Raw genomic sequence first — 25265 nt, forward strand, 5'->3', positions numbered from 1 at the left:
GATGGCCACGTCCGTAGGAAGAAGCCAATATGATGCAGTGCACACCGTACCCGCACAAGCTTGTGACAATACTTTGTCTTGTGCTTGTCTTTTCCGGGACAGGGGCCTGACCCCCACCCGGGGCAGGGTCGAAACTTACAGACGAAAGGATCGCGCATGTCGGCAATTCGGCCGGTTTTCTACGTTTCCGACGGTACCGGCATCACTGCCGAAACCGTGGGCCACAGCCTCCTCACCCAGTTCACCGGGTTCAGCTTTGTCACGGACCGGATGTCCTTTGTCGACGATGCGGACAAAGCCCATGACGCCGCGGCCCGGATCCGGGCCGCCGGGGAGCGCTACCAGGTGCGCCCGATCGTGGTCAGCTCCTGCGTGGATTCCAGCCTGGGGCTGATCCTGGAGGAGAGCGGGGCGCTGGTGCTGGACGTGTTCAAGCCGTTCATCGGCCCCCTGGAGCAGGAGCTGAACGCGACCCGCCATTCCAAGGTCGGCCAGGCCCATGGCATGGTCGATTTCGACACCTACCACCGCCGCATCAACGCGATGAACTTCGCGCTCAGCCATGACGACGGCATCGCCGTGAACTACGACGAGGCCGACGTGGTGCTGGTGGCGGTCTCGCGTGCCGGCAAGACCCCGACCTGCATCTACCTGGCGATGCACTACGGCATCCGCGCGGCCAACTACCCGCTGACCGAGGAAGACCTGGAGCAGGACCGCCTGCCGGCACGGCTGCGCCCGTACCGCAACAAGCTGTTCGGCCTGACCATCGACCCGGAGCGCCTGCAGCAGATCCGCCAGGAGCGCCGCCCGAACTCGCGTTACGCCAGCGCCGAGGTCTGCAAGCGGGAAGTGTCCGCGGCCGAGACCATGTTCCGCATGGAGCGCATCCCGACCCTGAGCACCACGCATACCTCGATCGAGGAAATCTCCAGCAAGGTGCTGGCCACGCTGGGCCTGCAGCGCGAGATGTACTGACCGGCAGGCGCAGTCCCGGTCGCGACGCCGGGGAAGGGCAGGACGCCGCCAAAGCCCCCTCTCCAACCTTCCCCTGGGCTTGGCCAGAGGGAGGGGGCGAAAGCAGGTGCGTGGCGAACGGATTACTCGTTCGGGTAGGAGCGGCCTCGGCCGCGAAGCCGGCGAAGGACAGGGCAGTGCGAATGAAGCACCCCTCCCCAACCCTCCCCTTGGCTCCGCCAAAGGGAGGGGGCGAAGACAGAGATGCCCCCGTGCCGGACATGGCACGGCACTACCCCAGCATGCGCGCCAGTGCGTCCGATCCACAAGACTGCCTCTGACACATCGCCGCGTGTACGATCAGCCCATGGCACAAGCACTTTCCCGTATTGATCGCATCCCCCGGCTGAGCCGTCTGAGCTGGCTGATGGGCCTGTACGCGGAAAACCACGACCATCTGGTGCGGCTGTTCGCGCCACAGGACTTGGCCGCGGGCAGCTACGTGTCCTGCATCGGCGACGGGCTGGACCTGCGCCTGGATGTCATCGAATGCCACCGCTATACGGTGGAACTGCGCATGACCTACGACATCTGCGACCCATTGACCGGCGAGCCGGATCCGTCGGCCTATGTCCGCCTGTACCAGGACGCACGCCAGGCCGAGGCCACCCATTGCTACGTGGGCCGGCGCTGGCAGGACGTGGTCGGCATGTATCCGCCGGCCGATGCACTGATCAGCCATCGCATGCGCATGAACACCTTCCTTGGCAAGTGGCTGGAATACCTGGCCGAGCGCGGCCACGGCGTGGCCACGCTGCGTCGCATCGAAGGTTCGCAGGCACCGCTGCGGGTTGCCGGCACGCTGGAGCACTGAGCCCGGCGGCGGGATCGGTCATACTTGGCGCTTTCCCGTTCCGGTTGTTGCTGATGCCGTACACCCCGATCATGGCCACGCTTGGCTACGTGTTGTCCGCCGACGGTAAGCAGGCGTTGATGATCCACCGCAATACCCGCCCCGGCGACATCCATCTGGGCAAGTACAACGGCCTGGGCGGAAAGATGGAGGCCGACGAGGACATCCTGGCTTGCATGCACCGCGAAATCCGCGAGGAGGCCGGCATCGAATGCGGCACCACGCGCCTGCGCGGGACCATCAGCTGGCCGGGCTTCGGCAAGAATGGCGAGGACTGGTTCGCCTTCATCTTCGTCATCGATGACTACACCGGCACGCCGCTGGAATCCAACCCCGAAGGCACGCTGGAGTGGGTGCCGGTGGACCAGCTGGAATCGCTGCCGCTGTGGGAGGGCGACCGCCATTTCCTGCCGCTGGTGTTCGACGAGGACACGCGTCCGTTCCATGGCGTGATGCCATACCGCGATGGCCGGATGCAGTCCTGGAGCTTCACCCGCCTGTAAGCGTCAGCCGCGCTGGGCCAGCAGCAGGTGGAACTGCTTGTCGACCCGGCTCCCCGCATTGCTGGTACCGGTTTCGGCGTGGGTCTGGTGCCTCCAGGTCGGGAAGCCACTGGCCTGCAGGGCGTGCTCGACCTGGGTCCGTTCGTACAGGTGGAAGCCGTGGGCAGTGAACGGCAGGGTGCGCATGAACGTGGCATCGCCGAAGGCCAGGCATAGCCGGCCCTCGGGGCGCAGCGCAGCGGCCAGTTGTGCCAGCACGCCGGGCAGGTCCGGCCAGAAGTACAGGGTGTTCACGGCCAGTGCGACGTCGAAGCCGCCGTTACCCACGGCAAGCGCCTGCGCGTCACCGGTCTGCAGGCGCGCGCGGTCGGCCAGCCCCTGGTCGCGCAGGAGCCTGTTGCCGGCGTGGACCATCGCGCTGGACAGTTCGACGCCCAGATAGCGACTGCCGGGTGCGCTGAGCAGCAGTGGGGCGAAGGCTGCGTTGCCGGGGCCGATTTCCAGCACGTGTTCGTTGGCCTGGACCGCCAGCAATGCGATCGCGGTGCGGTTGAGCGCGCCGTTGCTGCGGTTCATCGACTCGGCCACGGCCAGCGCAGGCGCGCCATGGGGATGCCGCAACTGGGCGGCCAGGGTGGGGGTGTCCAGCATCGTCGTCGTCCGTTCAGGCTTGGGCGGACGTGGCGGCGGCGGGTCCAGTGCCGATGATGGCGATCGCCGCTGCGTAAACGCAAGGTGGGCGGCCCGAGCCACGGCGCTGTCGCGGCCGTGGGTGCTCGCGGTAACCTGTCCGGGTCCATGTCCCGTGAGTCCCCATGAAACGTCACTTTTCGATGCTCCGCGAGTTCCAGTTGGCGGACTGGTTCACGCTTGGCAATGCCTTCTGCGGTACCGGCGCGGTGTTCGCCGCGATGCGTTTCCTGCAGGACGGCGAGCGTGGCTTCCTGATGTTCGGCATGGCGTTGATCCCGTTGGCGTTCATCTTCGATGCGCTGGATGGCCGGGTGGCGCGCTGGCGCCAGTCCTCGTCCACGCTGGGGCGGGAGCTGGATTCGTTGGCCGACGTGATCTCCTTCGGCGTGGCCCCGGCGGCGCTGGCCTATGCCTGCGGCATGCAGGGGGGCTGGGACTGGCTGGTGCTGAGTTACTTCGTCTGTTGCGGCGTCAGTCGCCTGGCCCGCTACAACGTGACGGCCGAAGAGATTGCAGGCGATGCCGACAAGGTGCCGTACTTCGAGGGCACCCCGATTCCGACCAGCCTGGCGCTGGTGATCGTGCTGGCGCTGGCGGCGCACTTCAATGCCATCGGCCCGGCGCTGTGGGGTGGCAGTTGGCAGTTGGGCCCGTGGCAGCTGCACCCGCTGGTGCTGCTGTTCGGCCTGTCCGGCTCGTTGATGATCAGCAAGACGCTGCGCATTCCCAAGCCCTGACATGGCGTGGTGCGGGCATTGATATCATCGCAGCGCAATCCGGGAACACGAGCATGAGCGCGTCAGGCAACAACGATGAGGGTGATTTCGAGGCTGGCATGCGCCGTTATTGGGAGGCATGGGCGCAGGGCATGAAGGGGGCCGCCGAAGGCAGTGCCGCCGAATTCCCGTGGCGCGAGAGCATCGAGCAATGGACCCGGCTGGTCACCACCGATACCCCGCCCGAAGTGCAGGAACTGGGCGGGCGTTTCCAGCACCAGGCCGGCGACTGGTTCGGCACCATGCAGCAGATCGCGGCACGGTTCGCCGGGCGCGACACCAGTGCGGCCGAGGTCGCCGGCGCCTGGCGCGAGGCCGTGCAAGGGCAGGGAGATGCGCTGTTGCAATGGATGCTGGGTGCGGCCCGTGGTGGCAACGCGCTCAACGACCAGCCCTGGGTGCGTGACTTCGCACGTGCCGCGCAGGGTGGGTTGGGAAGTGAATGGCTGGAGGCACCAGCGTTCGGTCCAGCACGCGAGCATCAGGCGCGTTGGCAGGCATTGCTGAAGAAGCAGCGCGAGTACCAGGCCCATGCCGAAACCTATGTCGATGCGATCCGCGCAGTGCTGGACGACGCCTTCAACCGCTTCGAGCAGAAGCTGGCCGAGCACGAGTCGCCCGGGGCGCAGCTGACCAGTGCGCGTGCCATGTTCGACCTGTGGATCGACGCGGCGGAGGAAGCCTACGGCAAGATGGCATTGTCCGAGGAGTTCCAGCGCATCTACGCCGACCTGGCCAATGCACAGATGCGCCTGCGTGCTGCCTCACAGAGTGAGCTGGAACGCGCCTGCGAATTGATGGGCGTCCCGACCCGCACCGAGATGGATGCCGCACACCGGCGCATCGCCGAGCTCGAGCGCCAGGTGCGACGCCTGCTCAATGCGGCGGCCAGGCCTGTTCCGGACGCCGCGCCAAAGGCAGCGCCGCGACCTGCACCGAAGAAACCGGCGAAGACCACCGTAGCGCCGGTCGCAGCGAAGACGGCGGGCAGGAATGCCGCGGCGCCCGCGAGGAAGACGGCGGTCAAGCCTGCCGCGAAGAAAGCCGCCGCCAAGAAGGCTGCCGCCACCGGCAAGACCGCGGGCAAGCCGGCCGCGCGCCGCAGGAGGGCGTCATGAAGGGGCCGCTGGGCTTCGGCAGCGATGACCTGCTGCAGGAAACGCTGCAATGGCAGCGCAAGCTGGTCGATGGCCTGAAACTGTTGCCGGGCGTGGACGATGTCGATTACGGCGTGACCGCACGCGAGGAAGTATGGAGCGACGGCAAGGTCAGGCTGTACCGCTTCGTCGGCGACACGCCGGCGCCCGCCGGGCAGCCCCCGCTGCTGATCGTCTACGCGCTGGTCAACCGCCCTTACATGGTGGACCTGCAGGACGGCCGCTCGCTGGTGCAGAAGCTGCTGGCATTGGGCCAGGACGTCTACGTGCTGGACTGGGGCTACCCGGACCGCTCCGAGCGCTACCTGACCCTGGAGGACTATCTGCTGCGCTACATCGACGGCGCGGTGGACCACCTGCGCGCGCAGCAGGGCGGCGCACCGGTCAACCTGCTGGGCATCTGCCAGGGCGGCGTGTTCTCGCTGTGTTACAGCGCGCTGCGCCCGCACAAGGTGCGCAACCTGATCACGATGGTGACGCCGGTCGACTTCCAGACGCCGGACAACATGCTCTCGCACTGGGCGCGCCACGTGGATGTGGACCTGTTCGTCGACACGCTGGGCAACATCCCTGCCGACCTGATGAATGCCAGCTACCTGATGCTCAAGCCGTTCCGTCTCAACGTGCAGAAGTACGTGGGGTTGATGGACATCCTGGACGACAAGCAGGCGCTGGAGGATTTCCTGCGCATGGAAAAGTGGATCTTCGATTCGCCCGACCTGGCCGGCGAGGCATTTCGCCAGTTCGTCAAGCAGTTCTACCAGGGCAACGGGCTGATGCACGACGCCATCACCATCGGTGACGAGCCGGTGCACCTGGCCGCATTGCGCATGCCGGTGTTGAACATCTATGCCGAACAGGACCATCTGGTGCCGCCAGCGGCATCCCGGGCCATGCGCGGGAAGGTGGGCAGCGACGACTACACCGAGGTCGGGTTCCGCGGTGGTCATATCGGTATCTACGTGTCCGGCCGCGCGCAGCGCGAGGTGCCGGGCGCCATCCACGATTGGTTGAGCAAACGCTGATGAAGCATCGCATCGTTCTTCTGGCCGGCCTGGTCCTGGCCGCACTTTCGTCCGTGGCCACCGCCGCGCCCAGTGCTACCGCACAGCGCGAGATCAGCGGCCTGATGCAGGCGCTGGAGCGTTCGGGTTGCCGTTTCCAGCGCAATGGCAGCTGGTACGGTGCGGCCGAGGCGAAGTCCCACCTGCAGCGCAAGTACGACTACCTGCTCAAGCGCAACCTGGCCGATACGCCCGAGCAGTTCATCGAGCGTGCGGCCAGCCGCAGCAGCATCAGCGGCCGTGCCTATCGGGTGGCCTGCCCGGGGGCGGCCGAACAGGATGCCTCGGCCTGGTTCCAGCAGCAGTTGCGCGACCTGCGCGCGGCGGGCAGATAGCCGCACCGATGGCCAGGCAGGTGCCCGGGCAGCTCCGTCCGGCCCCGTCATGGGGCGTGACCGCACTGCAGGTGCTGGGAGCGATCTGGACCTCGCCCAACACGCTGATCGGGCTGCTGGCGGGAATGGCCGGCATGGCCGCCGGCGCGCGCGGGCGTTGGAGCGGTCGCGAACGTGCGCTGGTGTTCCGGCACTGGCCGTGGGGGCCAGGTGGCGCGATCACGCTGGGCATGGTGATCCTGCATACCGGCCCCGACCTGGATGGCCTGTGCCTGACCTACGAGCATCGAGCGGGGCGCTGCGAACACCCGCGCGTGCGCCTGGGCGATCATGAACGCGCCCATGTCTACCAGTACATGGTGCTGGGTCCGTTGTTCCTGCCGGTGTACCTGGCCTGTGGCGGGGTGAGCGTGCGCAATCCCTTCGAGCGTGCGGCTGACCGCTATGCGATGCAGGGCCGCGGATGGTGGCCCTGACTGCGCGCTGTCTTCGTGTCGCAACGCAACAGTCATGCACCGCGAACCTTTTGTGTACATCCTTCTAACGCCCACCCGCGTACCGTGGCGGCGTTGCAGAATTACGAGGAGTACCAACCACCATGGCAGTTGTTCTTTATATCGGTGGCAGCAAGGACGGTGACAAGGGCGTGCTGCCCTATGGTTTCAGCAAGACCCGCGCGGACACGGAGAACGGCCCGGAGGTCTACGTGGAGCGGATGTTGGATGTGACCGGCCGGGGCCGGATGCGGGTCATGGTGCTGGAGGACCTGCGCGATGACATCGCCAGCCAGCGGCTGAACCAGCACCTGGCCTGAGCTTTCCGAACGACGCGCCGGGCTGCATGCCCGGCGCTTGCTGTCAACCGCTTCCGCAGGCGGCGTTGCGTTGCCAGAATGCCGGTTCCCCTTGAACGTGGCGCTCACACAGGCAATGCAGGATTCCAAGCTCGCGCAGCAGATCGCGCAGACCATCGCCACCGAGATCGGTGCGCAGACCGCGCAGGCCAAGGCCGCCATCGCCCTGCTGGACGAAGGTGCCAGCGTCCCGTTCATTGCCCGCTACCGCAAGGAAGTCACCGGTGGGCTGGATGACACCCAGTTGCGCAATCTCGAAGTGCGGCTGACCTACCTGCGTGAGCTGGAAGACCGCCGCGCCGCGGTGCTGGCCAGCATCGGCGAGCAGGGCAAGCTGAGCGACGAATTGCGCAACGACATCCTCGCCGCTGATACCAAGAGCCGGCTGGAAGACCTGTACCTGCCGTACAAGCCCAAGCGCAGGACCAAGGCGCAGATCGCCCGCGAAGCGGGGCTGGAACCGTTGGCCGACGGCCTGCTCGGCGACCCGTCGCGGGACCCGCAGGCGTTTGCTGCAGGGTTCATCGACGCCGACAAGGGCGTGGCCGATGCGAAGGCGGCGCTGGAAGGTGCCCGCGCGATTCTGATGGAGCGCTGGGGCGAGGACGCCGCGCTGGTCAGCGAGCTGCGCCAGTGGCTGGGCGAGAACGGCGTGATCCACGCACGGGTGGCCGAAGGCAAGGAGAACGAAGGCGCCAAGTACCGCGACTACTTCGATCATGCCGAATCGCTGGCGAAGATCCCTTCGCATCGCCTGCTGGCGTTGTTCCGCGCCCGCCGCGAGGAAATCCTGTACCTGGAGCTGGACCCCGGCAGCGAGGCCGAGGCTGGCCACCAGTACGCCGAAGGGCGCGTGGCGCGCAAGGCCGGCATCGCCGACAAGGGCCGCCCGGCGGACCGCTGGTTGCTCGATGCCTGCCGCCTGGCCTGGCGCGCCAAACTGCACATGCACCTGTTGCTGGACCTGTTCAACCAGGCCCGCGAGAAGGCCGAGGCCGAGGCGATCGCCGTGTTCGGTGACAACCTCAAGGACTTGCTGCTGGCCGCGCCGGCAGGGCCGAAGACGGTGCTGGGGCTGGACCCGGGCATCCGCACCGGCTGCAAGGTCGCGGTGGTCGACGCCACCGGCAAGCTGGTGGCCACCGACACCATCTACCCGCACGAGCCACGTCGCCAGTGGGAGCAGTCGCTGCAGGTGCTCAAGCAGCTGTGCAGCAAGTACAACGTCGAGCTGATCGCCATCGGCAACGGCACCGCCAGCCGTGAGACCGACAAGCTGGCCGGCGAGGTGATCAAGGCCTGCAACAATCCGAAGCTGCAGAAGGTCGTGGTCAGCGAGGCAGGTGCCTCGGTGTACTCGGCCTCGGAGTTCGCGGCCAGGGAGTTCCCGAACCTGGACGTCTCGCTGCGCGGCGCGGTGTCCATCGCGCGTCGCCTGCAGGACCCGCTGGCCGAGCTGGTCAAGATCGAGCCCAAGGCGATCGGCGTGGGCCAGTACCAGCATGACGTGGACCAGTTCCGCCTGGCCAAGGCGCTCGACGCGCGCGTGGAGGACTGCGTGAATGCCGTCGGCGTGTTCGTCAACACTGCCTCGGCGGCACTGCTGTCGCGCGTGTCGGGCCTGTCCACGACGGTGGCGGAGAACATCGTGCGCCACCGCGACGAGAACGGCCCGTTCAAACGCCGCAAGGAGCTGCTGAAGGTGCCGCGGCTGGGCGACAAGACGTTCGAGCAGTGTGCGGGCTTCCTGCGCATCGCCGATGGTGACGAACCGTTGGATGCCTCGGCCGTGCACCCGGAGGCCTATCCGGTGGTCGAGCGCATCGTGGCCGCGGCCGATCGCCCGATCAAGACGCTTCTGGGCGACGGCAGCTACTTGCGTGGGCTCAAGGCCGAGCAGTTCACCGATGAAAAGTTCGGCGTGCCGACCGTGCGCGACATCCTCAAGGAAATGGAAAAGCCCGGCCGCGACCCGCGCCCCGAGTTCAAGGCGGCGCGCTTCGCCGAAGGCGTGGAGGACATCAAGGACCTGCGTGAAGGCATGGTCCTGGAGGGCGTGGTCAGCAATGTGGCCGCCTTTGGTGCGTTCGTCGACATCGGCGTGCACCAGGATGGCCTGATCCACATCTCCGCCTTGTCGGATACCTTCGTCAAGGACCCGCGCGACGTGGTCAAGGCCGGTGACATCGTCAAGGTCAAGGTGCTGGAGGTGGACGTGCCGCGCAAGCGCATCGCCCTTACCCGTCGCCTGGACGACGCTCCGGCGCCGAAGAAGTCCGAGCGCGAGGAGCGCGGCGCAGGGCAGGGCATGGCGCCGCGTCGTGACGGCGGCAATGGCGGCCGCGGCGCACGTCCGGGAGGCAATGGCAACCCGCGCCCGGCGCAATCGGCGCCGCCGATCAACAACGCCCTGGCCGAGGCCTTTGCCAAGGCCCGCAAGGGCTGAAGCGAGGCGGAGCATGCCTTCTCCCGGGTAACACGGGAGGAGGCGGGCGAGCGGGAGGAGTCCGGGCGTCGTCAGCGCCTGCGGCGGTTCAGGCCGGGGCCAGCGCCCTGCGCAATGCGGCGCCGAGGTCCGCGCCGGTATAGGGCTTGCGCAGCTTGATTCCCGCGTTGAACACGGCCGGCAACTGGCTGATATCCATGCCCGTCGCGACCAGGAAGGGCGTGCCCAGTGCCACCAGCCGTTCGGCCACCGGGGTGCTGTTCTCGTTGCGGGCCAGCCAGTAGTCGAGGAACACGACCTGCGGCTGCAGCTCCTCGACCAGGCGCAGGGCATCGGCCACGGACGGGGCCACGCCGGCCACGTGCATGCCTTCACCTTCCAGCTGCAGCTGCAGCAGCATGGCATTCAGCTCGTCGTTCTCGACGACGAGCACATGCACGTCCTGAAGCGAGGTCATCGCTTGTCTGTACCCTTGATCAGTCAGTCGAAACAAGTATAGCCAGTAGGCGAAACACCCATTACACAAAATTTGTGCCGCAGAGGCTGCCCAATCGCCGAGGCGTCCGCTATACTCCCGCTCCGGCCAGCCGAAGTGGCGGAATCGGTAGACGCAGCGGATTCAAAATCCGCCGCCCTTAAAAGCGTGTGGGTTCGAGTCCCACCTTCGGCACCATTTGAAAACAGGCACTTAGGTGCCTTTTTCTTTGCCTGCGATTTGGGTCGGCTGCTCCGCAATATAGGGGCAGCTCCGCAATCTCATTTGGTCGGGGTCACCTTGTCGCCCTTGCGCTTCCGGGTGTGGTGCTCGGTCATTGACGCTGTGGTGTGCCCGAACTGCCTCTGAGTCAGCCGGATATGGCCGTATCGCCGGCCGCGGTGATCCTTGCGGGCATCAAGGTCGCTTACGGCCGACGTGCGGTGCAGCACTTCGGAATCGTTGGGGGCCGGCCGTAGAGCCCGAGGGGCCGACGTCGCCGTGACGCAGAGCGATGCTTGGTTCAACGGAGGAGGCCGCTATCGGCCAGAAGCAGACGTTCGAATTCTCAAAACCAGCCGCGCTGCGTCGCGGCTTTAAGTTATTTGGTCGGACCCTGCCCCAAGATGGTCAGCAAGTCCTTGTCTTCGTGTTGGTGTTCCCAAGTGGAGAGCAAGCAGAAGCTCACGCCGCTACGCATAGCAACCGCTTGGAATTCAGCGAGCTCTTCCTTTGTGACCGGGTACTCGACTGGATCAAAATGCAAAAGCGCCCATGGCTTGACGAGCGAGAAGCCGGACTTGAGTTCTGAGAATATTTCTTTGAGCTGAGACCGGATGGTTGAGAAGTTCCTGATTGGACCCGCACGATTGCCAAGAGCGTGGCACTGGCGGCGAATTGTCCTGTCTCCACCGACGGCACGAGCAATGAAGTGGTCTTGGTGAACTTGAACGTACATCAACTGACGGCGAAAGATCTTCATCTCCTACCCTGAATTTTTCACCCGCGAAGCGAGTTTGGCTTGGATGTATGGCGCGGCCGCACCCTCGTGCTCCCAGCGACGGTAAACAACGTATCGCAGGGGAGATAAAACGCGAGGCAACGGCGCAGCCACGTGTTGTTCATCGAGACCCCATGGCGCCGGAAAATCTCCGATGACTTCTCCAGCCGCACTGGAGCAGCTCTCTTGAGCAGGCCCATGGGCATCTCCGTCGTACTCAAATCGGACGCGAACGATATGCGCGTCTCCGTCGGTCTCGATTGAGGCTTGACGCAACTCAGGGTGAACCTCGCCCCAAAGGCCCCGGAGCAACGAAAGTATGAGCGACTGACGCGACGTACTATCCATGCGGCCTAACTCTGGAATTGAGCCGACCCACGAAGCGGGTTCGGCTTGAATGAATTGTTAGGTTCCGCGCCGGGACACCCGAATGATCGAGCAAGAACTGACTGATATTTCGCCGAAGATCTAGATCGTTGGTGCGCATGGCGCGCTCATTTGCTTGAAAGGCGTAATCATAGGCCACTGATACCTCGCCAAGATTTGAGTGCCGCTCGGCTAGGGCGAAGAGAATCGAAGCTTCGTACTCCGAAGCACCCGAAGCTATGGCTAGTGCCAAGGCGCGGGCGTAGATGTCAATCGCGGTGCGATCATCGACTGTGAAGTCAGCCAAGGTCTCCCAGAGGAACGGGTGATCTCGCCCCGTATTCGCTACGGACTCACAGTAATCGCGTAACTCTCCATAGATACGCCATCTGGCTCTTTTATAGTCCGGCTCCCAGGTGTTGAGAATGTCGGTAGTAAGGCCAAGAACTCGCTCGTGGATGTCATCTGGAACTCTCACGGCGCCTAACTACCTAATAGACTGACCCGTGGGTCCGGTTGTAAGACTTAACCACAAAGCACCGCATGGTGGGCTATACCCTTGATGCGGCTTGATCTTAGGGCTGCTCGGTCCGGCTAACAAGCCGACGTATAACCGGACCCAACGAGATACGCTCGGCGATCACTGCAGGCTCGCACCGGCAGAAGCACAGATGTCCGTTTGGGGTCGCACAGGGTCCAGAAGCCAAAGTTGGCCGCTCACGGCACTTTGGCTTTCGCCTGGCGGCGTCGGCTGGCCTCCTGGGCGCGCACTCAACTACGGTCAACGATTTTTGTGATTTGTCCGTTGCCGAATGAGAATTCCGATTTTCCCTGAAGGTCAAGAACAGTACCGGCGAGCGGGCCGTTAGGAATGTCTGCGGCCAGCGTTCCACGGTACGCAATGGTGGCAATGGCAGAGTCGTGGCCGAACTCCAAGCCTGTTATGCGTTGCTCGCGCTCAGAGAACAACAACCTGGACTGCTCCGCGAGCTTTCTGAACTCGGCAGCTCCGGTTGTTGCCGTCGTGAGTTGGTCGCCCGAGTAGTTCTCGAAGCGAACATCCTGGGAAAGAAGCGACAGCATTCCATCAACGTCGAACGCGTTGTAGGAAGCCAGGTAACGGGCAATGAGGTGCTTCATGCTTGGGTGGTTCATGATCTCTCCATGCAGGCCTAGCTGCCTAATAGATGAACTCAGAGGGCCGGGTACACGACTATCCGAGAAGCATCGCATGACGCGCGTTTCCCTAGGGAACAACTTGATCTTAGGGCCGGCGAGTTCAGCCAGCAAGCCAGCGCATGACGCGAGCTGGCGGCACACCTTGTCCTCGCTCCAAACTCGCGCCGATAGACATGCTCCGGAATGCTGGCCGCGCACAGAAGCCAGGACCAATCAGAACACCGTCCACACCGAAATCTGCACACGCTCGCATGAGATCGCCACCTGACGCCAAGGTCGTTTTCGGCAGGCGGGCGGCGCAGTACATCGGGATCGGCGTGGAGCCGGGGCTCATCCCCGAGACCGAACCGGAACCTGTTCCCGAATGGGCGCGATCAGGCCTCGCAGTGAAATGAAGTGTCTGCTGATGTGCGCTCCTCGGTCAGGCAATTGAGGGCGTTCGCCAGCTGGCCTACCATCTCACGAGTACCCAGGGTGGTGCCGGAATGAATGTGTGGATTTCTGGAGGCGTCTGTGACGAAGTTGAAAGCAAGGAAGCAGCCTCAGCTGCTGCTCGATACGGGCGACGTCATCAAAACGCACCCGCGTGATGGATATTGGGGGGCGGCGGTCGTACTGCAGGTATCCGCGGAGGGCGGGATGTTCGCCATGTCGTGCCATATCGGCATAACCCCCATCGTGTTCCGGCACGATTATGCGTTCGCGGAGTTGGATGTATCCAATCTATCGATACTCGAATTTCATCGGGGCATCCGCGGCGAACCCTTCGAGTATGGACAGCGTCGTGAAGTCTGCATTGGCATCTATAAGCGCAAGGTCACAACCGATCTGTCCGTGCTTGGACGTATGGACAGTGCGTGCATCAGAACGCCACCGCTGCCGTTCCAGATCGGGAACGGCTCCGATGGGGGATGGCCTCTATGCAGGCTGGGAGGCAACTTCGGGAGCGAGGCCATTGATGAATGGCGTCGCGTTCATGACCGCGTGAGGTATCTTGACGAAGGGGAGAAGGCCGCTCTTTCGCATGAAGCCATGCTTCAGAACTTTCCCAAGAATCAGGCATAGGGCGCTCGTTTCGATGGTCAAGAAGAGCGAGGGCGCCCAGCTCAGGATGGACGACCATCAGATGCTGCGCGCACGGGTGCAGACCGGTTGCAACCGTCAGTCAGGTGCTGCCGGCGTACGTCAGGCAGTGGACGGTGACATGGAACTTCTCGTTGCCTGGCATCCGTCCGTTGGCGATGCCTGATTCTACGAATCCTACGGATTTGTAGAATGCCAATGCGGCCTCATTCCCGGACAGGACCTCGATGGAAAGTCCGTTCGGTCGTTCCAGCAGCGTCGCCTTCGTCAAAAGTTTTCCGACGCCGGAGCGGTAGGATCCCGGGTCTACGTACAGCCATGCGAGTTCGTCCTCACTGAAGGCGACGAAGCCCAGAACAGTGCCGTTCCTCTCGGCGACAAGGATGTCATAGTCAAAGAGGCCTTCTTTCTCGGCGGCGATCTCCAAGGGGATGAATGCATCCTGCAGGCCAGCTTCGCGCAACTCATCCATGCGGGCCAGGTCATGAATCGCGCAGAGGCGGGGCCAATCGGCATTCTGGTAGGGACGAATGTTCATGCGATGCCTGCGTCTGATTGCCCGCTCGTTGTGCTGGGCTGCATGCGGATTGTAGCCATGGTGGTTGGTGGGCTGAGGGCTGGGGCCCCGGTCTGGTTGAACCCTGGTCCCCGGCAATCTCCATATGCTCCACGACATCCTCGATGGCACGCGGCCCCGTTCTACGAGTACGAAGTTGCTGCGTGATGGCCCGACTTTCTCTGATTGCGATGGTGCCGCCTGCGCGGGCGATTTGCGGGTGCACCTGGGCATCACCTGGCTTCGATGGACGTCGCGCCCACGCTCAAGCAGGCCGGTGGGCGCAAATGTGCGCCGCGAAACAGCATGGTCGTTACATCGCGTCCTATGCTCTGTCTGCCTGAACGATCAGGCCTACAAGGAGAGTGGCATGAAGAAGTGGATCAAGCGCGTCGTCGCCTGTGGCTTCCTGTCGATGGCCGTTTTCGGGGGAGTGGCCTCCGCGTCCTGGTGTGGCACGGGCTGTCTCAACAGCTACAACGCCTGCATTGCCCGTGGCACCGCGCAGGACAAGTGCGAGGCCATCTATGAAAGCTGCCTGGAACTGATGTGCCCGAACGGTTGATGCGGTCCCAAGGCATTGCTTGAAGACGCCGCCGGCTTACGTGCCGGCGGCGTTCTTGCGAGGGGTCCTGCTTCGAAGCGAAGGGGGAGCGCCGTCAGTGCGAGCGCTGCTTGATCCGGGTGAGCGATTGGACCAAGCCCTCCTTGGTGACCATGCACAGGAAGCGACCATCGGGATAGTCCACGATGAGCTCGTCCAGGGTGTCGTTGACTGGGACACGGGTGACCAGGGCGCCGTCGGCGTTCGCTCGCATGTTGCAGGCGCCCAGCTGGACGCCGCCATTCGCGCTGGCGTGGTGCGGCGCGTGGCCCTCGGAAGAATTGTTGCGGAACACGGCGCGGCAGCCGTCCTTGACCCAGATCGAGTGGCGGTTGAGGCCCCAGCTTTGGCCTTCGACGCAGGCGCTGTGGCTCAGTTGGCGTACCAGCTCCACGTTGCCGCGGGTATCCATGTCGCACTCCTGCTGCTCGCTGCCGCGTGATTCGCAGGTGACTTCCGTGGGCAGTCCGCTGGACGTGGCGGGCCCGTTTGCCGCGGGGGCGGGCCCGGTTCCGGCGACGATCTGCCTGGCGACGACGCAAACGCCATTTGCACCCCCGCGCCCCGTGTAGGAGAGGTCCACGCCGCCGTCCGGCTTGCGGCTGAGTGACACGGTCACGCCGCTCTGGCTGTCGAAGGCCTCGTAATAGTTCTCGTTGAATTGCTTGAGCTTGGTCTCGCGACCGTTCACGTAGATCGGGCCACCTTCGTCCGCGTGGACTTCAAGGTCACCCGGGCAGAGGGCGTTGGTCAGCGGAATAGCCGCTTGGACAGCTGCGGCGTGGCCCAGCAGTCCGGCAAGCGCCAAGGTCGGGAGAGCGAGTGAGCGCAGCATGGGCGGAGTTCCTGCAGGTGGTTTGTGCGGAAATCCTATAGCAGGTTGGGGCGAGTGTCTGTACAGGGCGATACCTGTGCAACCCTTATCTGGAAGGCGTCTCACGACAGGGGGCAACCGCCCGACAACCGCCATCACCGTGGATCAGCCGGGGCTCACTGCTGATGGGCAAACCGGGGTTGCAGCACGCCGCCCACCTCGACCTGTTCGACGAACATGGCGTAAGGCCGTGCCCAGATGCCGAGATCTCCATACAGCGGCTTGTAGAGGACCAGCGGCTCCAGCGTCTCGCTGCTCCTGGCAAGGCCAATCACCTCGTATTCGCCCCCTTTGAAATGGCGGTAGCGACCGAGCGGGAGGGGCGGGAGGGGCGGCAGGTCGGTCATGGCGCGTCTTCAGTGCGTGGAGGGAGCGGATCGTAGCATCCGTGGAAGCGATGGCATCCGAACTCGAGGAAAGGGGGAGGTCGTTCGCGGGAGGTCATGCCGTACCTCTCTCGGGTCCCCGGATGCACGCGTGATTGGTGAGGAAAGCAGCGTGTGTCGATCACCAATGCGGCATTGTCGAGAGTACCAATGCATCGCGTCCCGGGAGGGCGGCCGGGTATCGGTCTTCTGCCTTCGCGACGAATCCGTGAGGGATACGCAGGCCTGAGAGCAGGACATCAGCAGGTGGCGCGCGTATGCGGGGCGGAACAAGAACGAAGCGAGTGAGACGCAGGGGGCGTGTCTTCACTCCAGTGATGAGGCAACGGCGTACCACCGTTGCCTCATACGGGAGCTTTCAAGCCAACTCCTTCTGTGCTTCAACGAGCGGCTGTCGCTTGATTGAAGCATTGCGCTCATCCGCAACGGCATCGCAGCGGCGGAGGATGGCGGCTCGGGATGGCTGGAGAGTCGTGCCTAGCTGGAAAAAGAGAACTTTCGCGCTGCATTGGTCAGGCCACGTGGCAGTGCGTCCAGACCCGCAGCATCGCTTTGCCCTCCCATGAACGGATGCTCGCTTGCCTTGACGGTGAACTCGCCCGGGCAACTGAACGTGATGTCGCCGCCCTCCAGCGTGATCGCGCTGCTGCCGGCCTGCAGCACCACCTTGCTCTGGGCGAGCACGTCGATGCGCTTGTCGGTGGCGGTCACCGTGAGTGCCTGCTCGGCGAGCAGTTCCAGTTCACCATCATTGGCCTGCAGGCTGACCGGCCCCTGCGCGGCGATGACCCGCAACGGGCCGGCCTGCGAGAACAGGGAAACACTGCCGCCGGACACCGAGGCCAGTGTTTCGCCGGCGTTGGCATGCAGGTCCTGTTGTACGGTCAGTTCCAGGTTCTGGCCGGCGAAGGCCACGGCGCTGGCCGGGGTGGCCCACGCAACGTGATGCGGTGCTTCGGCCAGCAGGAGCGGCTTGCCGAAGCGTTCGACCGGCGTGTCGCCGGGGGTGCGGCCGTCGTCAGGCTTGAATGCGGATTGCCCGTTGACCTCACCCTGGTAACGGCCCTGTTGCCCGGGGTCGATCAGCTCGCGCAGCTTGCCGGTCTGCTGCCAGGCACTGAGGCCGGGCACCTGCTGCTGGCCGAGCGTCTGCTGCATGGCGTCCAGGCTGCGCTCGGCGCCCTTGAGCTGGGAAACGACGCTGGCATTCTCCATCACGGTGTTGGCAGCACGCTCCTGCGCGCTTGCCGACAGCAGCATGCCTTCGGCGGCATGCACATTGCCCCAGCCCGTGGTGGCCAGTTCGAACCCTTCACCGCGCAGGTTTCCGCGCGAGGTGTTCTGGTGTTCGATCAGGTAGCCCAGTTCCAGGCGGCTGTCGGCCAAGGAGCTGTGCAAGCGGGTGCGCAGCTGCCCGGGGGTATCGTCGATCACCCATTGCTGGCTGCCGCCGCCATCATGCGAGGTGGTGTGCAGGCCGCTCAGCACGCCGGGGTGCTTGGCGTCTTCGTCCACGCCGCCACCGAAGGGCGGCGCAACCTCCCCGTTGTACAGCTGGCCGGTCACGCGTGGCTGGTCGATGTCGCCGTGAAGGAATTCAACGAGCACCTCGCTGCCAATGCGCGGCAGGAATGCCGTGCCCCAGTTGGGGCCGGCCACCCATTCGGCAACGGGAACCCAGCTGCCGGTGGTCTGGTCACCGGGGGCATGGCCGTCCTGGGTACTGCCGGTATCGCTCAGGCCGCCGCTGTTGGGCTGCGCGCCGCGCTGCCAATTGAACTGCACGCGGACCTGGTGCTCGCGATTGGGGCTGAGTGCGGCGTCGGCGACGCCAACCACGCGCGCAGATTGTGGGCCGTGCAGGGTGGGGCGGTCCTGCGGCAAGGCGCGGATGGCTACCTGTGCGTCGGTGGCGAGGAACTGGTTGCGGTAGCTGCCACGCTCCAGTTCCGCGCTGCCGAGCAGTTCGGCGATGCCATGTTCCAGATTGTTGACCGCGACGTGCTGGACCGACAGCAGGTGAAGGGACTGCCCTTCATGCTGGGGGTGCTGGGCCAGGGCGAAGCGGCTGCCCGCCGCAAGGCGACGTTCGCTGCCGCCGCCGCTGAACAACTGCTGCGGCACGCGCAGGGCGTCCAGTCGTGCCTGCGCCTCGTCTTCGGCCCATTGCGCCTCGTTGAAGCGGCCGGCGCGCGGCTGCACGTAGACCTCCAGCGGGGGCAGGTTGCCAGCATCGGCCTCCAGTTGCGCAGCCACGGCGACAAGTTTCTCGCTGTGCCAGCTGGAGGTCGTGCTGATGTTGGGAACCAGTTGCCGTCGCTCCGAAAACTGCGTGATGCCATCGCTGCTCTCGGTGGCATGGGCGCGATGGAAGCGGATCGTGCCGAGGTCGGCCAGCTCGCTGGCGGGTTCGTAGATCACCAGCTGGTGCTTGCCATCACCGTCCTGGTCCTGCTCGATCCGCCAGGCCAGGCCGGCTTCGGCGAGCAGGCGGTTGATGAACTCGCCGTCGGTCTCGCGGTACTGCGTGGTGATGGCGCGGCGGGGGAGGCTGGCCTTCACGTCAAAGCGATAGTCCGCCTGCGGGTAGTCGGCGAAGATGGCCTCGCAGATGGCACGCGTATCGATGTCCTGGAAGATCACGGCGTTGCGGCGCAGGCCGAGCAACGCGGTCCATGGCTCCATCACCAGCCGGTAGCGCGCCAGGCCACCGTCGCTGCCCAGCAGCGCGGTGGCCGTGCACAGGCCGTGCCACTGGCGCGTGCTGCCATCGGCCTGGCTGAGCTGCAGGGTGAGCGGCTGTTCCAGCCAGGCCTCGGTATCGAGCGAGGCATCGGTAGCCAGGCAGTCGATCTGGAAGCGGGTGTCGCCGCAGACGCTTTCCTCGCCCTCGAAGCGCTCCACCACCAGTGCATCCGAAATGCCCCGCAGGCGGATCAGGCGATCACGATGCGAAAGCTTGGAGAGGGAGGCGAGCAGGGTGGAGCTTGGGATATCCATATCGGCAGGCTCATGGCAGGGTGATCGTGATGTGGGCCGTGCGTTCCGGCATCTGCACCACATCGTTGTAGGCGGCCAGCTGCTTCTGGGTTTCATGGCCCATGTAGAACCGCAGGCCGAAGAAGGCCAGCACGCCGAAGCAGCCGACCAGCACCGCCGGCAGCCACATCGGGATCACGCGGCGCAGCTGGTGGCGCACGGTATCCGGCGGCAGGGCGTGCGGCGCGAAGCCGTGGCGCTTGCCCTTGAGGTACACGATTTCGTCACCGAGCCGCGCGGTGAGGTAGCCAAGCTTCTCAGTGCCTTCCAGGCGGTACTTGCCTTCGAAGCCCATCAGCAGGCAGTAGTGGTAGACCTCGAGCGACGGCAGCCGGGGAGCGCCCTGGCGCCGCAGTTCCTCCAGCCGGTCGAAGAAGTGCTCGCCGGCCAGGTGCTCGCCGAACAGCCGCAGCTGCAGCGGGTTGCGTTCCCAGACCTCATGCAGTGCCGAGGGCTGGGACAGGATCGCCTCGTCCACGGCCGCGCAGAACGCGTACTTGGACGCATAGACGTCCTCGGACGAGATCCCCAGGCGCATGGCGTTGCGTTCCACGCCATCCAGGAATTTCTGCACGGTCTGCACGAACGACTCGGCGTCGTTCGGCAACTGGCCGCGCTTGAGCAGCAGCAGCAGGTAGAAGCCATCGGACATCAGGTCCAGCAGGCTTTGCGGCGCGGCGGCATTGGGCGTGGCATTGGCCATCGTCGCGTTGGAGGTCAGCGACGGCATCGGCCCGGGGGTCGGGGGAAGCTGGGAGTTCATCATGAGGTCACCGCGACAAGTTCCATCTTCAGGTCGGTAATACCGGCCGGCACGTAGATCATCAGCGACTGCGCCTTGAGCATGCGCTCATACAGCGCGCCGCGCGCATCCAGTTCGAAGTAGTGGCTGCCCGGGCGTACCGGGATGGCGGCAGGCACCTGGGCGGCGTGCGCGAGCTTGACGCCGGGCAGCGCCGAGAGCACGCACTTCTCCACGTCGTCCGGTGCGCCGACCTTGAACCGGACCGGGACGGTCTGGATGAGTTCCTGGGCGGGCAGGGCCGCCGACACGGACAGGTAGAACGAGGCGTTTCCATCGATGCGCTGCGAGTCCAGCCGGCCCAGGTGATAGGACGGCTTCACCTCGCTCAACGCGATCTTGAAGTAACGCGTGGAAATCACCGTATCCAGCAGTGCGCGCACGATGTCCAACAACCTGCGGAACGACTCTTCCGGTTGGTCGTGGCGGTACACCGGCAGGTCGCTCAGTGCATAGGCGTTGGAGAAGGTGAGCAATGCGCCGGCCATGCGCAGCAACTCCTGGTGCAGGCGCTCGGGATGCAGCTGCGGATGGTGCAGCAGGTGCGCCAGCGCACTGAAGGAGGTGTTGATGGTGTGCAGCAGCCAGAACGAGGCAATGTCGCCGGAGCGGAACTCGATGATGTTCTGCGAGGTCTGCCGGTGCAGGCCGTACAGCGCGTCGACCTTGGCCTGCAGGGCGTCGAGCACCGAGCGCAGTTCGCGATGGAGGTAGGGCGAGGCCTGCAACTGCGCGCACGGCGGGATGAATTCGTCGTCCAGCTCGAAGCCGCCGCTGGACGTGCGGCGGACACGGGCGATCGGCACGGTGGCGTAGGCGTCGCGCGGCTGGTCATCGGTGAGCAGCTTCACCGCCTTGCTCAGGTAGGCCAGCTCGGCTTCGGCAGCATCGGTGAACAGATCGCCGGTGACCTGGTTGGCCTGCCGGTAGCGCGCGAGCTGGGTACCTTCGGCATCACCGCAGTTGTTGCCGTCGTCACGCAGCAGCGGCAACGCCAGGTGGATCACCGTGGATTGCACGCCTTGTGGCAGACCCTGCAGCGAAACGGCATCGGGGAGGCTGTCGTGCGCGGGCGCATCGTAGGTCTCGCCATCGGGGAACACCGCAGACAGGTCCAGTGGACGCAGCGCACCGCCGTTGAGCGCGTGCGGATCGAAGCGGACGCGGCGTGCGCCCCAGCCGTAGGGGTGAAGTGTGTGCGAAAGGTCCTGCAGGCGTGCCTCGTAGTAGGCGTCCTGCCGCTGGAAATGCTGGGGGCGCAGGAACAGGCCTTCACCCCAGAGAACTTTGGACATCCTGCTTACGTAAGCCACATTTCAATCCTTGGAAATTCCGTTGAATCGACGGCCCCTATCCGTCGAGCGTCGCATGCGAATCCTTATGCTTTCCTGTTCACCGACATCGTGTTGACTGTTGTTCCAATGCCATCACAGCGGTGCAAATCCCCTGCCGCCATGTCGGTGAAAGACGCAAAGATACTAGCGCAAGCGTTAAATCCGTGCCGCCTTGCTTCGTTGCTGAACAGACTGAACGATAGAAAGGTCGGCGTTCATTATGAAGACTGCGTCTCTTAATCAGCGTGACGAAGCGCACCTGATGGAGGCCAGGCTGTTGGGGTCGCCAGAGATCCTGGTCAGCAGGGCGGCACTGTCACTGGTCAGGGCGCACGCGTGCACGCCGATGGTCACGCCGGTGGCCGGGAGATCCTTGGATTTGGCATCAAAGGTGAGCCGCCAGCGGTTCTCGGCAGGTGCGCGGAACAGCGCCACCACGCCAAGCACCATGGTTCCATCACTCAGTTGTTCGGACAATTCCTGGCGCACGCCCGGTGTCAGCACCACTTCGTTGGCGGACAGCAGGTCCGCACCCAGGGCTGCCTGCTCGCCGGCCTGATCGAGGAATGCGTTGAAAGGCGCCTGCTCGAAGCGCTGGCTGCTGCGCAGGTGGTAGATCTTCACGACGGCCGCGGTGGCGCGTTTGTCATTGGCCGCATTGAGATTGCTGCCGGCGTACAGCCGCAGCGGAATCACTGGGGGTTCGGCAGGTTTCTTCTCGCGCAGACCCACGGCCTGCAAGGTGCTGTCTACCGCTTTACCGATCTTTCCGTTGCTCGCGCAGCCGGGCGTTGTCATTAGAACTATCCCCATGACAGTTGTAACTGAAACCACGCGTAGGAAATCTCTCATAGGCGTATTCATTATTGTGGTGACAGTGGATTTGTGTGAGCTACGACACGGAGTCACGTGTGCGCTGCAGCAGGTGTGCGATCTGCAGCATGTGAAGAATGTGTGTAGATCAGTGATTTCTGACTTGTTGAAAATCACTATACCGACGCGTGTTGGCGAATGTACACTCGCGCCGCAGGGACTGGATTCCCGTGTGTTGTATCGGCGGTTGTCTGGTTCCCTTTAGAGGAACTTTCTCAACGAGGGATCACGATGGATGTGAAGGCAATAAGCGCGGTCGCCTATCGGCCGATGATGGCATTGGTTCTGTTGTCCGGTCTTGCTGCGTGTGCGTCCGCACCGAAGAAGCCGGTCGCAGTGCCATTCGAAACGACCATGGCGAATGCCGAGGCACAGGTCGCAACGGTCGGCGCGGATGCATCGATCAAGGCATTCGAAGATGCGGCGAAGTCGGATCCAACGCGCAAGGAGCCTTGGGTGCGTATCGCGCAGTTGCAGTTCGACCAGGGGAATTACGCGCGTGCGATCGTTGCGGCCGAAGAAGTGCTGCAGCGTGATCCGGATGACCTGGTGGCCGATGGCGTGCTCACCGTAGCCGGCTTCCGCGTGGCGAACCAATCGCTGCAGCGACTGCAGGGGCGTGGCGTGCTTGCCTCCGAGACCGCGCGCCGGGAGGCACAGACGCTTGCCGATACGCTGCGCGCGACGATGGGCGATGCGGTGCTGGTGGCGGAAAAGCCCAAGCCGCGCCCGCGCACGCCGGCCCGGTCGACCGGGCGTCGCGCCGCGACGGCAGCACCGGCCTCGGCCCCGGCCGCGGCGCCGGAACGGCCGCAAACACGCAGCGATAACTCCGATCCCTTTCAGAATATCGGCAACTGAGCCAACGAGCTCACAGTCAGGAGACACGTATGGCCAAGAAGGACAGTGTTCAGAAGCGGCTGCAGAAGATCCGGCCGCCGCGCGTCCAGCTCACGTATGACGTTGAGAAGGGTGACGCCATCGAGCAGAAGGAGCTGCCATTCGTGGTCGGCGTGCTGGGTGACTTCAGCGGCAATCCGGAACAGCCGCTGGCGAAGGTGAAGGACCGCAAGTTCGTCAGCGTCGACCTGGACAACTTCGACGAAGTGATGGAAGGCGCCGCGCCACGCGCGGTGTTCCGTGTTCCCAACAAGATCAGTGATTCGGGCGGTGAGTTCGGCGTCGAGCTGAAGTTCAATTCGATCGACGACTTCCGCCCGGAAGCCGTGGTCGATCAGATCGAGCCGCTGCGCCGCCTGCTGGAGTCGCGCACCAAGCTGGCCGACCTGCGCAACAAGCTGGCGGGCAACGAGAAGCTGGAGGACCTGTTGACGGACGTACTCAACAACACCGAGCAGCTCAAGCAGCTCGGCGCGGGCAAGGGGGAGTGATCTATGTCGGTTGAAGCCAGCCAGTTGGGCGCAGCAGCAGCGGTCACCGAAGAGGTCGGCCTGCTCGACCAGATCGTCGAGAAGAGCAAGGTCGCCAAGTCGCAGACCGAACACGAGCGCGCCAAGGACATCATTTCCGCGTTGGCGCAGGAGGTGCTGGATGGCACGGTGGTGGTGTCCGACAACCTCAACCTCACCCTCGATGCACGCATCGCCGAGATCGACCGGATCATCTCCGAGCAGCTCAGCGCGGTGATGCATGCCAAGGAGTTCCAGCAGCTGGAAAGCAGCTGGCGCGGCCTGCACTACCTGTGCTCGCAGACCTCCACCGGCCCGAACATGAAGATCAAGGTCTTCAACGCGCCGAAGAAGGACCTGGTCAAGGACTTCAAGTCCGCGATCGACTTCGACCAGAGCGCGCTGTTCAAAAAGGTCTACGAGGAAGAGTTCGGCACCTTCGGTGGTGCGCCGTTCGGCGCGCTGATCGGCGACTACTTCCTTGGCCGCCAGCCGGAGGACATGTACTTCATCGAGCAGATGTCGCACGTGGCCGCGGCGGCGCATGCGCCGTTCATTTCCGCGGCGGGCGAGGGCATGTTCGGCCTGGAGTCGTTCACCGACCTGGGCAAGCCGCGTGACCTGGCCAAGGTGTTCGACACCGTCGAGTACGCCAAGTGGAAGTCGTTCCGCGAGAGCGAGGACAGCCGTTACGTCGGCCTGACCATGCCGCGTTTCCTCGGCCGCCTGCCGTACAACCCGAAGGACGGCACCACCGTGGAGGGCTTCAATTTCGTCGAGGAAGTCGAGGCCGCCGACCACAGCAAGTTCCTGTGGTGCAACACCGCCTATGCCATGGGCGCGCGCCTGACCCAGGCGTTCGAGAACTATGGCTGGTGTGCCGCGATCCGTGGCGTGGAAGGCGGTGGCCTGGTCGAGGACCTGCCGACCCACACCTTCCGTACCGACGATGGCGAAGTGGCGTTGAAGTGCCCGACCGAAGTGGCCATCACCGACCGCCGCGAGAAGGAGCTGAGCGACCTGGGCTTCATGCCGCTGGTGCATTGCAAGAACACCGACTACGCCGCGTTCTTCGGTGCGCAGTCGGCGCAGAAGGCCAAGAAGTACAACACCGACTCGGCCAATGCCAACGCGATCCTGTCGGCGCAGCTGCAGTACATCTTCGCCGTCTCGCGCATCGCCCACTACCTCAAGGCGATGATGCGCGAGAAGATCGGCAGCTTTGCCTCGGCCGGCAACGTCGAGGAGTTCCTCAACCGGTGGATCGCCCAGTACGTGTTGCTGGACGACAACGCCAACCAGGAAGCCAAGGCGCAGTTCCCGCTGCGTGAGGCTTCCGTGCAGGTTTCGGAAGTGCCGGGCAAGCCCGGTGTCTACCGCGCGGTGGCCTTCATCAGGCCGCATTTCCAGCTCGATGAGCTGTCTGTTTCGTTGCGTCTGGTGGCCGAACTGCCGGCTTCCGCGAAAAAGGCGTAACGGTTTTGCTGTTGCTGTAGCGTCGGGGGGACCCCTGTCCCTGTACGCAGCGACGCGATTAGAGGGCATAGCCCCCTGAACCGCCGGGCCCCCCCGCCCGGCAACCCAAATC

26 protein-coding genes and 1 tRNA gene are annotated in these 25265 nt (G+C 64.4%); 16 read left to right on the forward strand and 11 right to left on the reverse strand.

Annotated features, from left to right (window positions below; all coding sequences use genetic code 11):
* Window positions 1–156 precede the first annotated feature (156 nt).
* The 3 genes from ppsR (at window position 157) to ACIPR8_RS07195 (ending at window position 2373) form a co-directional block, all read left to right on the forward strand.
* The gene (ppsR, locus tag ACIPR8_RS07185) at window positions 157–978 is read left to right on the forward strand and encodes a posphoenolpyruvate synthetase regulatory kinase/phosphorylase PpsR (protein WP_132864133.1); all 822 of its coding nucleotides are present in this window, start codon (window positions 157–159) and stop codon (window positions 976–978) included.
* A gap of 346 nt (window positions 979–1324) precedes the next feature.
* Complete coding sequence (locus ACIPR8_RS07190; RefSeq protein WP_446540576.1) at window positions 1325–1831, forward strand: DUF1249 domain-containing protein; 507 nt, start codon at window positions 1325–1327, stop codon at window positions 1829–1831.
* Window positions 1832–1884: 53 nt separating this feature from the next.
* The gene (locus tag ACIPR8_RS07195) at window positions 1885–2373 is read left to right on the forward strand and encodes an NUDIX hydrolase (protein WP_132864131.1); all 489 of its coding nucleotides are present in this window, start codon (window positions 1885–1887) and stop codon (window positions 2371–2373) included.
* A 3-nt stretch (window positions 2374–2376) separates the two neighbouring features.
* On the opposite strand, the gene ACIPR8_RS07200 is transcribed toward ACIPR8_RS07195, so the two are convergent.
* Entirely contained in the window at window positions 2377–3024 is a 648-nt protein-coding gene (locus ACIPR8_RS07200) for a class I SAM-dependent methyltransferase (protein WP_446540577.1), read from the reverse strand.
* A gap of 164 nt (window positions 3025–3188) precedes the next feature.
* Between ACIPR8_RS07200 and ACIPR8_RS07205 the strand changes: the two genes are divergently transcribed.
* From ACIPR8_RS07205 to ACIPR8_RS07235, 7 genes are all read left to right on the forward strand, one after another.
* Window positions 3189–3803 carry a CDP-alcohol phosphatidyltransferase family protein gene (locus ACIPR8_RS07205; protein WP_192288472.1) on the forward strand — a complete coding sequence of 205 codons (615 nt, stop codon included), beginning with the start codon at window positions 3189–3191 and terminating at the stop codon, window positions 3801–3803.
* 53 nt (window positions 3804–3856) lie between these two features.
* On the forward strand, window positions 3857–4960 hold the full coding sequence (phaE, locus tag ACIPR8_RS07210) for a class III poly(R)-hydroxyalkanoic acid synthase subunit PhaE (protein ID WP_446540578.1): 1104 nt from the start codon (window positions 3857–3859) through the stop codon (window positions 4958–4960).
* Window positions 4957–6024, forward strand: a complete 1068-nt coding sequence (gene phaC / locus ACIPR8_RS07215; RefSeq protein ID WP_446540579.1) for a class III poly(R)-hydroxyalkanoic acid synthase subunit PhaC — start codon at window positions 4957–4959, stop codon at window positions 6022–6024. The genes phaE and phaC overlap by 4 nt, the downstream gene beginning before the upstream one ends.
* Entirely contained in the window at window positions 6024–6398 is a 375-nt protein-coding gene (locus ACIPR8_RS07220; protein WP_446540580.1) for a DUF5329 domain-containing protein, read from the forward strand. Before phaC ends, ACIPR8_RS07220 begins: the two co-directional genes overlap by 1 nt.
* 8 nt (window positions 6399–6406) lie before the next feature.
* Window positions 6407–6874 (forward strand): hypothetical protein, encoded by a 468-nt coding sequence (locus tag ACIPR8_RS07225; protein ID WP_192288476.1) that lies wholly within the window; start codon window positions 6407–6409, stop codon window positions 6872–6874.
* A gap of 122 nt (window positions 6875–6996) precedes the next feature.
* Complete coding sequence (locus tag ACIPR8_RS07230) at window positions 6997–7212, forward strand: hypothetical protein (RefSeq protein WP_132864124.1); 216 nt, start codon at window positions 6997–6999, stop codon at window positions 7210–7212.
* 115 nt (window positions 7213–7327) lie between these two features.
* Window positions 7328–9697, forward strand: coding sequence for a Tex family protein (locus ACIPR8_RS07235; RefSeq protein ID WP_446540581.1), 2370 nt, complete (start codon window positions 7328–7330; stop codon window positions 9695–9697).
* An 88-nt stretch (window positions 9698–9785) separates the two neighbouring features.
* On the opposite strand, the gene ACIPR8_RS07240 is transcribed toward ACIPR8_RS07235, so the two are convergent.
* Window positions 9786–10154 (reverse strand): response regulator, encoded by a 369-nt coding sequence (locus ACIPR8_RS07240; RefSeq protein WP_446540582.1) that lies wholly within the window; start codon window positions 10152–10154, stop codon window positions 9786–9788.
* 129 nt (window positions 10155–10283) lie between these two features.
* Between ACIPR8_RS07240 and ACIPR8_RS07245 the strand changes: the two genes are divergently transcribed.
* Window positions 10284–10370: transfer RNA gene (locus ACIPR8_RS07245), tRNA-Leu, on the forward strand.
* A 403-nt stretch (window positions 10371–10773) separates the two neighbouring features.
* Here ACIPR8_RS07245 and ACIPR8_RS07250 read toward each other — a convergent pair.
* Together ACIPR8_RS07250 and ACIPR8_RS07255 are read right to left on the reverse strand one after the other, a co-directional pair.
* Window positions 10774–11154 (reverse strand): hypothetical protein, encoded by a 381-nt coding sequence (locus tag ACIPR8_RS07250; protein ID WP_446540583.1) that lies wholly within the window; start codon window positions 11152–11154, stop codon window positions 10774–10776.
* A 1155-nt stretch (window positions 11155–12309) separates the two neighbouring features.
* Window positions 12310–12693: a nuclear transport factor 2 family protein gene (locus tag ACIPR8_RS07255; RefSeq protein WP_446540584.1), complete on the reverse strand. Its 384-nt coding sequence runs from the start codon at window positions 12691–12693 to the stop codon at window positions 12310–12312.
* Between the two features lie 537 nt (window positions 12694–13230).
* Between ACIPR8_RS07255 and ACIPR8_RS07260 the strand changes: the two genes are divergently transcribed.
* Window positions 13231–13782 (forward strand): hypothetical protein, encoded by a 552-nt coding sequence (locus ACIPR8_RS07260; protein ID WP_446540585.1) that lies wholly within the window; start codon window positions 13231–13233, stop codon window positions 13780–13782.
* A gap of 100 nt (window positions 13783–13882) precedes the next feature.
* On the opposite strand, the gene ACIPR8_RS07265 is transcribed toward ACIPR8_RS07260, so the two are convergent.
* Window positions 13883–14338 carry a GNAT family N-acetyltransferase gene (locus ACIPR8_RS07265; RefSeq protein ID WP_192288480.1) on the reverse strand — a complete coding sequence of 152 codons (456 nt, stop codon included), beginning with the start codon at window positions 14336–14338 and terminating at the stop codon, window positions 13883–13885.
* A gap of 388 nt (window positions 14339–14726) precedes the next feature.
* Here ACIPR8_RS07265 and ACIPR8_RS07270 point away from each other — a divergent pair, with 388 nt between their 5' ends.
* The gene (locus ACIPR8_RS07270) at window positions 14727–14921 is read left to right on the forward strand and encodes a hypothetical protein (RefSeq protein ID WP_192288481.1); all 195 of its coding nucleotides are present in this window, start codon (window positions 14727–14729) and stop codon (window positions 14919–14921) included.
* A 94-nt stretch (window positions 14922–15015) separates the two neighbouring features.
* On the opposite strand, the gene ACIPR8_RS07275 is transcribed toward ACIPR8_RS07270, so the two are convergent.
* The 6 genes from ACIPR8_RS07275 to tssJ form a co-directional block, all read right to left on the reverse strand.
* Window positions 15016–15795 carry a DUF3011 domain-containing protein gene (locus ACIPR8_RS07275; protein WP_446540586.1) on the reverse strand — a complete coding sequence of 260 codons (780 nt, stop codon included), beginning with the start codon at window positions 15793–15795 and terminating at the stop codon, window positions 15016–15018.
* Between the two features lie 155 nt (window positions 15796–15950).
* Entirely contained in the window at window positions 15951–16181 is a 231-nt protein-coding gene (locus ACIPR8_RS07280) for a DUF1653 domain-containing protein (RefSeq protein WP_446540587.1), read from the reverse strand.
* A 516-nt stretch (window positions 16182–16697) separates the two neighbouring features.
* Complete coding sequence (locus ACIPR8_RS07285) at window positions 16698–19220, reverse strand: type VI secretion system Vgr family protein (protein WP_446540588.1); 2523 nt, start codon at window positions 19218–19220, stop codon at window positions 16698–16700.
* 10 nt (window positions 19221–19230) lie between these two features.
* A complete protein-coding gene (gene icmH, locus ACIPR8_RS07290) occupies window positions 19231–20022 on the reverse strand; it encodes a type IVB secretion system protein IcmH/DotU (RefSeq protein ID WP_225591959.1) in 792 nt (263 codons plus the stop codon).
* Window positions 20022–21356, reverse strand: coding sequence for a type VI secretion system baseplate subunit TssK (gene tssK, locus ACIPR8_RS07295; protein WP_132864115.1), 1335 nt, complete (start codon window positions 21354–21356; stop codon window positions 20022–20024). Before tssK ends, icmH begins: the two co-directional genes overlap by 1 nt.
* 279 nt (window positions 21357–21635) lie before the next feature.
* Window positions 21636–22193, reverse strand: coding sequence for a type VI secretion system lipoprotein TssJ (gene tssJ / locus ACIPR8_RS07300; RefSeq protein ID WP_446540589.1), 558 nt, complete (start codon window positions 22191–22193; stop codon window positions 21636–21638).
* A 306-nt stretch (window positions 22194–22499) separates the two neighbouring features.
* On the opposite strand from tssJ, the gene ACIPR8_RS07305 reads away from it, so the two are divergent.
* Genes ACIPR8_RS07305 through tssC form a run of 3 tightly spaced genes read left to right on the forward strand, consistent with a single transcriptional unit; the run spans window position 22500 to window position 25153 of the window.
* The gene (locus ACIPR8_RS07305; RefSeq protein WP_192288487.1) at window positions 22500–23129 is read left to right on the forward strand and encodes a tetratricopeptide repeat protein; all 630 of its coding nucleotides are present in this window, start codon (window positions 22500–22502) and stop codon (window positions 23127–23129) included.
* A gap of 29 nt (window positions 23130–23158) precedes the next feature.
* The gene (gene tssB, locus ACIPR8_RS07310; RefSeq protein WP_313250688.1) at window positions 23159–23659 is read left to right on the forward strand and encodes a type VI secretion system contractile sheath small subunit; all 501 of its coding nucleotides are present in this window, start codon (window positions 23159–23161) and stop codon (window positions 23657–23659) included.
* Between the two features lie 3 nt (window positions 23660–23662).
* Window positions 23663–25153: a type VI secretion system contractile sheath large subunit gene (tssC, locus tag ACIPR8_RS07315; RefSeq protein WP_192288488.1), complete on the forward strand. Its 1491-nt coding sequence runs from the start codon at window positions 23663–23665 to the stop codon at window positions 25151–25153.
* The last annotated feature ends 112 nt before the right edge of the window (window positions 25154–25265 follow it).

The sequence above is a fragment of the Stenotrophomonas sp. LARHCG68 genome (assembly GCF_052871705.1).

Bases quoted from the DNA above. Each gene is read 5' to 3' on its own strand.
- tssB (WP_313250688.1), top strand. From the start codon at position 23,159: ATGGCCAAGAAGGACAGTGTTCAGAAGCGGCTGCAGAAGATCCGGCCG.
- tssJ (WP_446540589.1), bottom strand. From the start codon at position 22,193: ATGACAACGCCCGGCTGCGCGAGCAACGGAAAGATCGGTAAAGCGGTA.
- ACIPR8_RS07205 (WP_192288472.1), top strand. From the start codon at position 3,189: ATGAAACGTCACTTTTCGATGCTCCGCGAGTTCCAGTTGGCGGACTGG.
- ACIPR8_RS07195 (WP_132864131.1), top strand. From the start codon at position 1,885: ATGCCGTACACCCCGATCATGGCCACGCTTGGCTACGTGTTGTCCGCC.
- tssC (WP_192288488.1), top strand. From the start codon at position 23,663: ATGTCGGTTGAAGCCAGCCAGTTGGGCGCAGCAGCAGCGGTCACCGAA.
- icmH (WP_225591959.1), bottom strand. From the start codon at position 20,022: ATGAACTCCCAGCTTCCCCCGACCCCCGGGCCGATGCCGTCGCTGACC.
- ACIPR8_RS07270 (WP_192288481.1), top strand. From the start codon at position 14,727: ATGAAGAAGTGGATCAAGCGCGTCGTCGCCTGTGGCTTCCTGTCGATG.
- ACIPR8_RS07220 (WP_446540580.1), top strand. From the start codon at position 6,024: ATGAAGCATCGCATCGTTCTTCTGGCCGGCCTGGTCCTGGCCGCACTT.
- ACIPR8_RS07305 (WP_192288487.1), top strand. From the start codon at position 22,500: ATGGATGTGAAGGCAATAAGCGCGGTCGCCTATCGGCCGATGATGGCA.
- ACIPR8_RS07225 (WP_192288476.1), top strand. From the start codon at position 6,407: ATGGCCAGGCAGGTGCCCGGGCAGCTCCGTCCGGCCCCGTCATGGGGC.
- phaE (WP_446540578.1), top strand. From the start codon at position 3,857: ATGAGCGCGTCAGGCAACAACGATGAGGGTGATTTCGAGGCTGGCATG.
- ACIPR8_RS07255 (WP_446540584.1), bottom strand. From the start codon at position 12,693: ATGAACCACCCAAGCATGAAGCACCTCATTGCCCGTTACCTGGCTTCC.
- ACIPR8_RS07235 (WP_446540581.1), top strand. From the start codon at position 7,328: ATGCAGGATTCCAAGCTCGCGCAGCAGATCGCGCAGACCATCGCCACC.
- ACIPR8_RS07250 (WP_446540583.1), bottom strand. From the start codon at position 11,154: ATGAAGATCTTTCGCCGTCAGTTGATGTACGTTCAAGTTCACCAAGAC.
- ACIPR8_RS07230 (WP_132864124.1), top strand. From the start codon at position 6,997: ATGGCAGTTGTTCTTTATATCGGTGGCAGCAAGGACGGTGACAAGGGC.
- ACIPR8_RS07190 (WP_446540576.1), top strand. From the start codon at position 1,325: ATGGCACAAGCACTTTCCCGTATTGATCGCATCCCCCGGCTGAGCCGT.
- ACIPR8_RS07240 (WP_446540582.1), bottom strand. From the start codon at position 10,154: ATGACCTCGCTTCAGGACGTGCATGTGCTCGTCGTCGAGAACGACGAG.
- tssK (WP_132864115.1), bottom strand. From the start codon at position 21,356: ATGTCCAAAGTTCTCTGGGGTGAAGGCCTGTTCCTGCGCCCCCAGCAT.
- phaC (WP_446540579.1), top strand. From the start codon at position 4,957: ATGAAGGGGCCGCTGGGCTTCGGCAGCGATGACCTGCTGCAGGAAACG.
- ACIPR8_RS07280 (WP_446540587.1), bottom strand. From the start codon at position 16,181: ATGACCGACCTGCCGCCCCTCCCGCCCCTCCCGCTCGGTCGCTACCGC.
- ACIPR8_RS07275 (WP_446540586.1), bottom strand. From the start codon at position 15,795: ATGCTGCGCTCACTCGCTCTCCCGACCTTGGCGCTTGCCGGACTGCTG.
- ACIPR8_RS07200 (WP_446540577.1), bottom strand. From the start codon at position 3,024: ATGCTGGACACCCCCACCCTGGCCGCCCAGTTGCGGCATCCCCATGGC.
- ACIPR8_RS07285 (WP_446540588.1), bottom strand. From the start codon at position 19,220: ATGGATATCCCAAGCTCCACCCTGCTCGCCTCCCTCTCCAAGCTTTCG.
- ACIPR8_RS07265 (WP_192288480.1), bottom strand. From the start codon at position 14,338: ATGAACATTCGTCCCTACCAGAATGCCGATTGGCCCCGCCTCTGCGCG.
- ppsR (WP_132864133.1), top strand. From the start codon at position 157: ATGTCGGCAATTCGGCCGGTTTTCTACGTTTCCGACGGTACCGGCATC.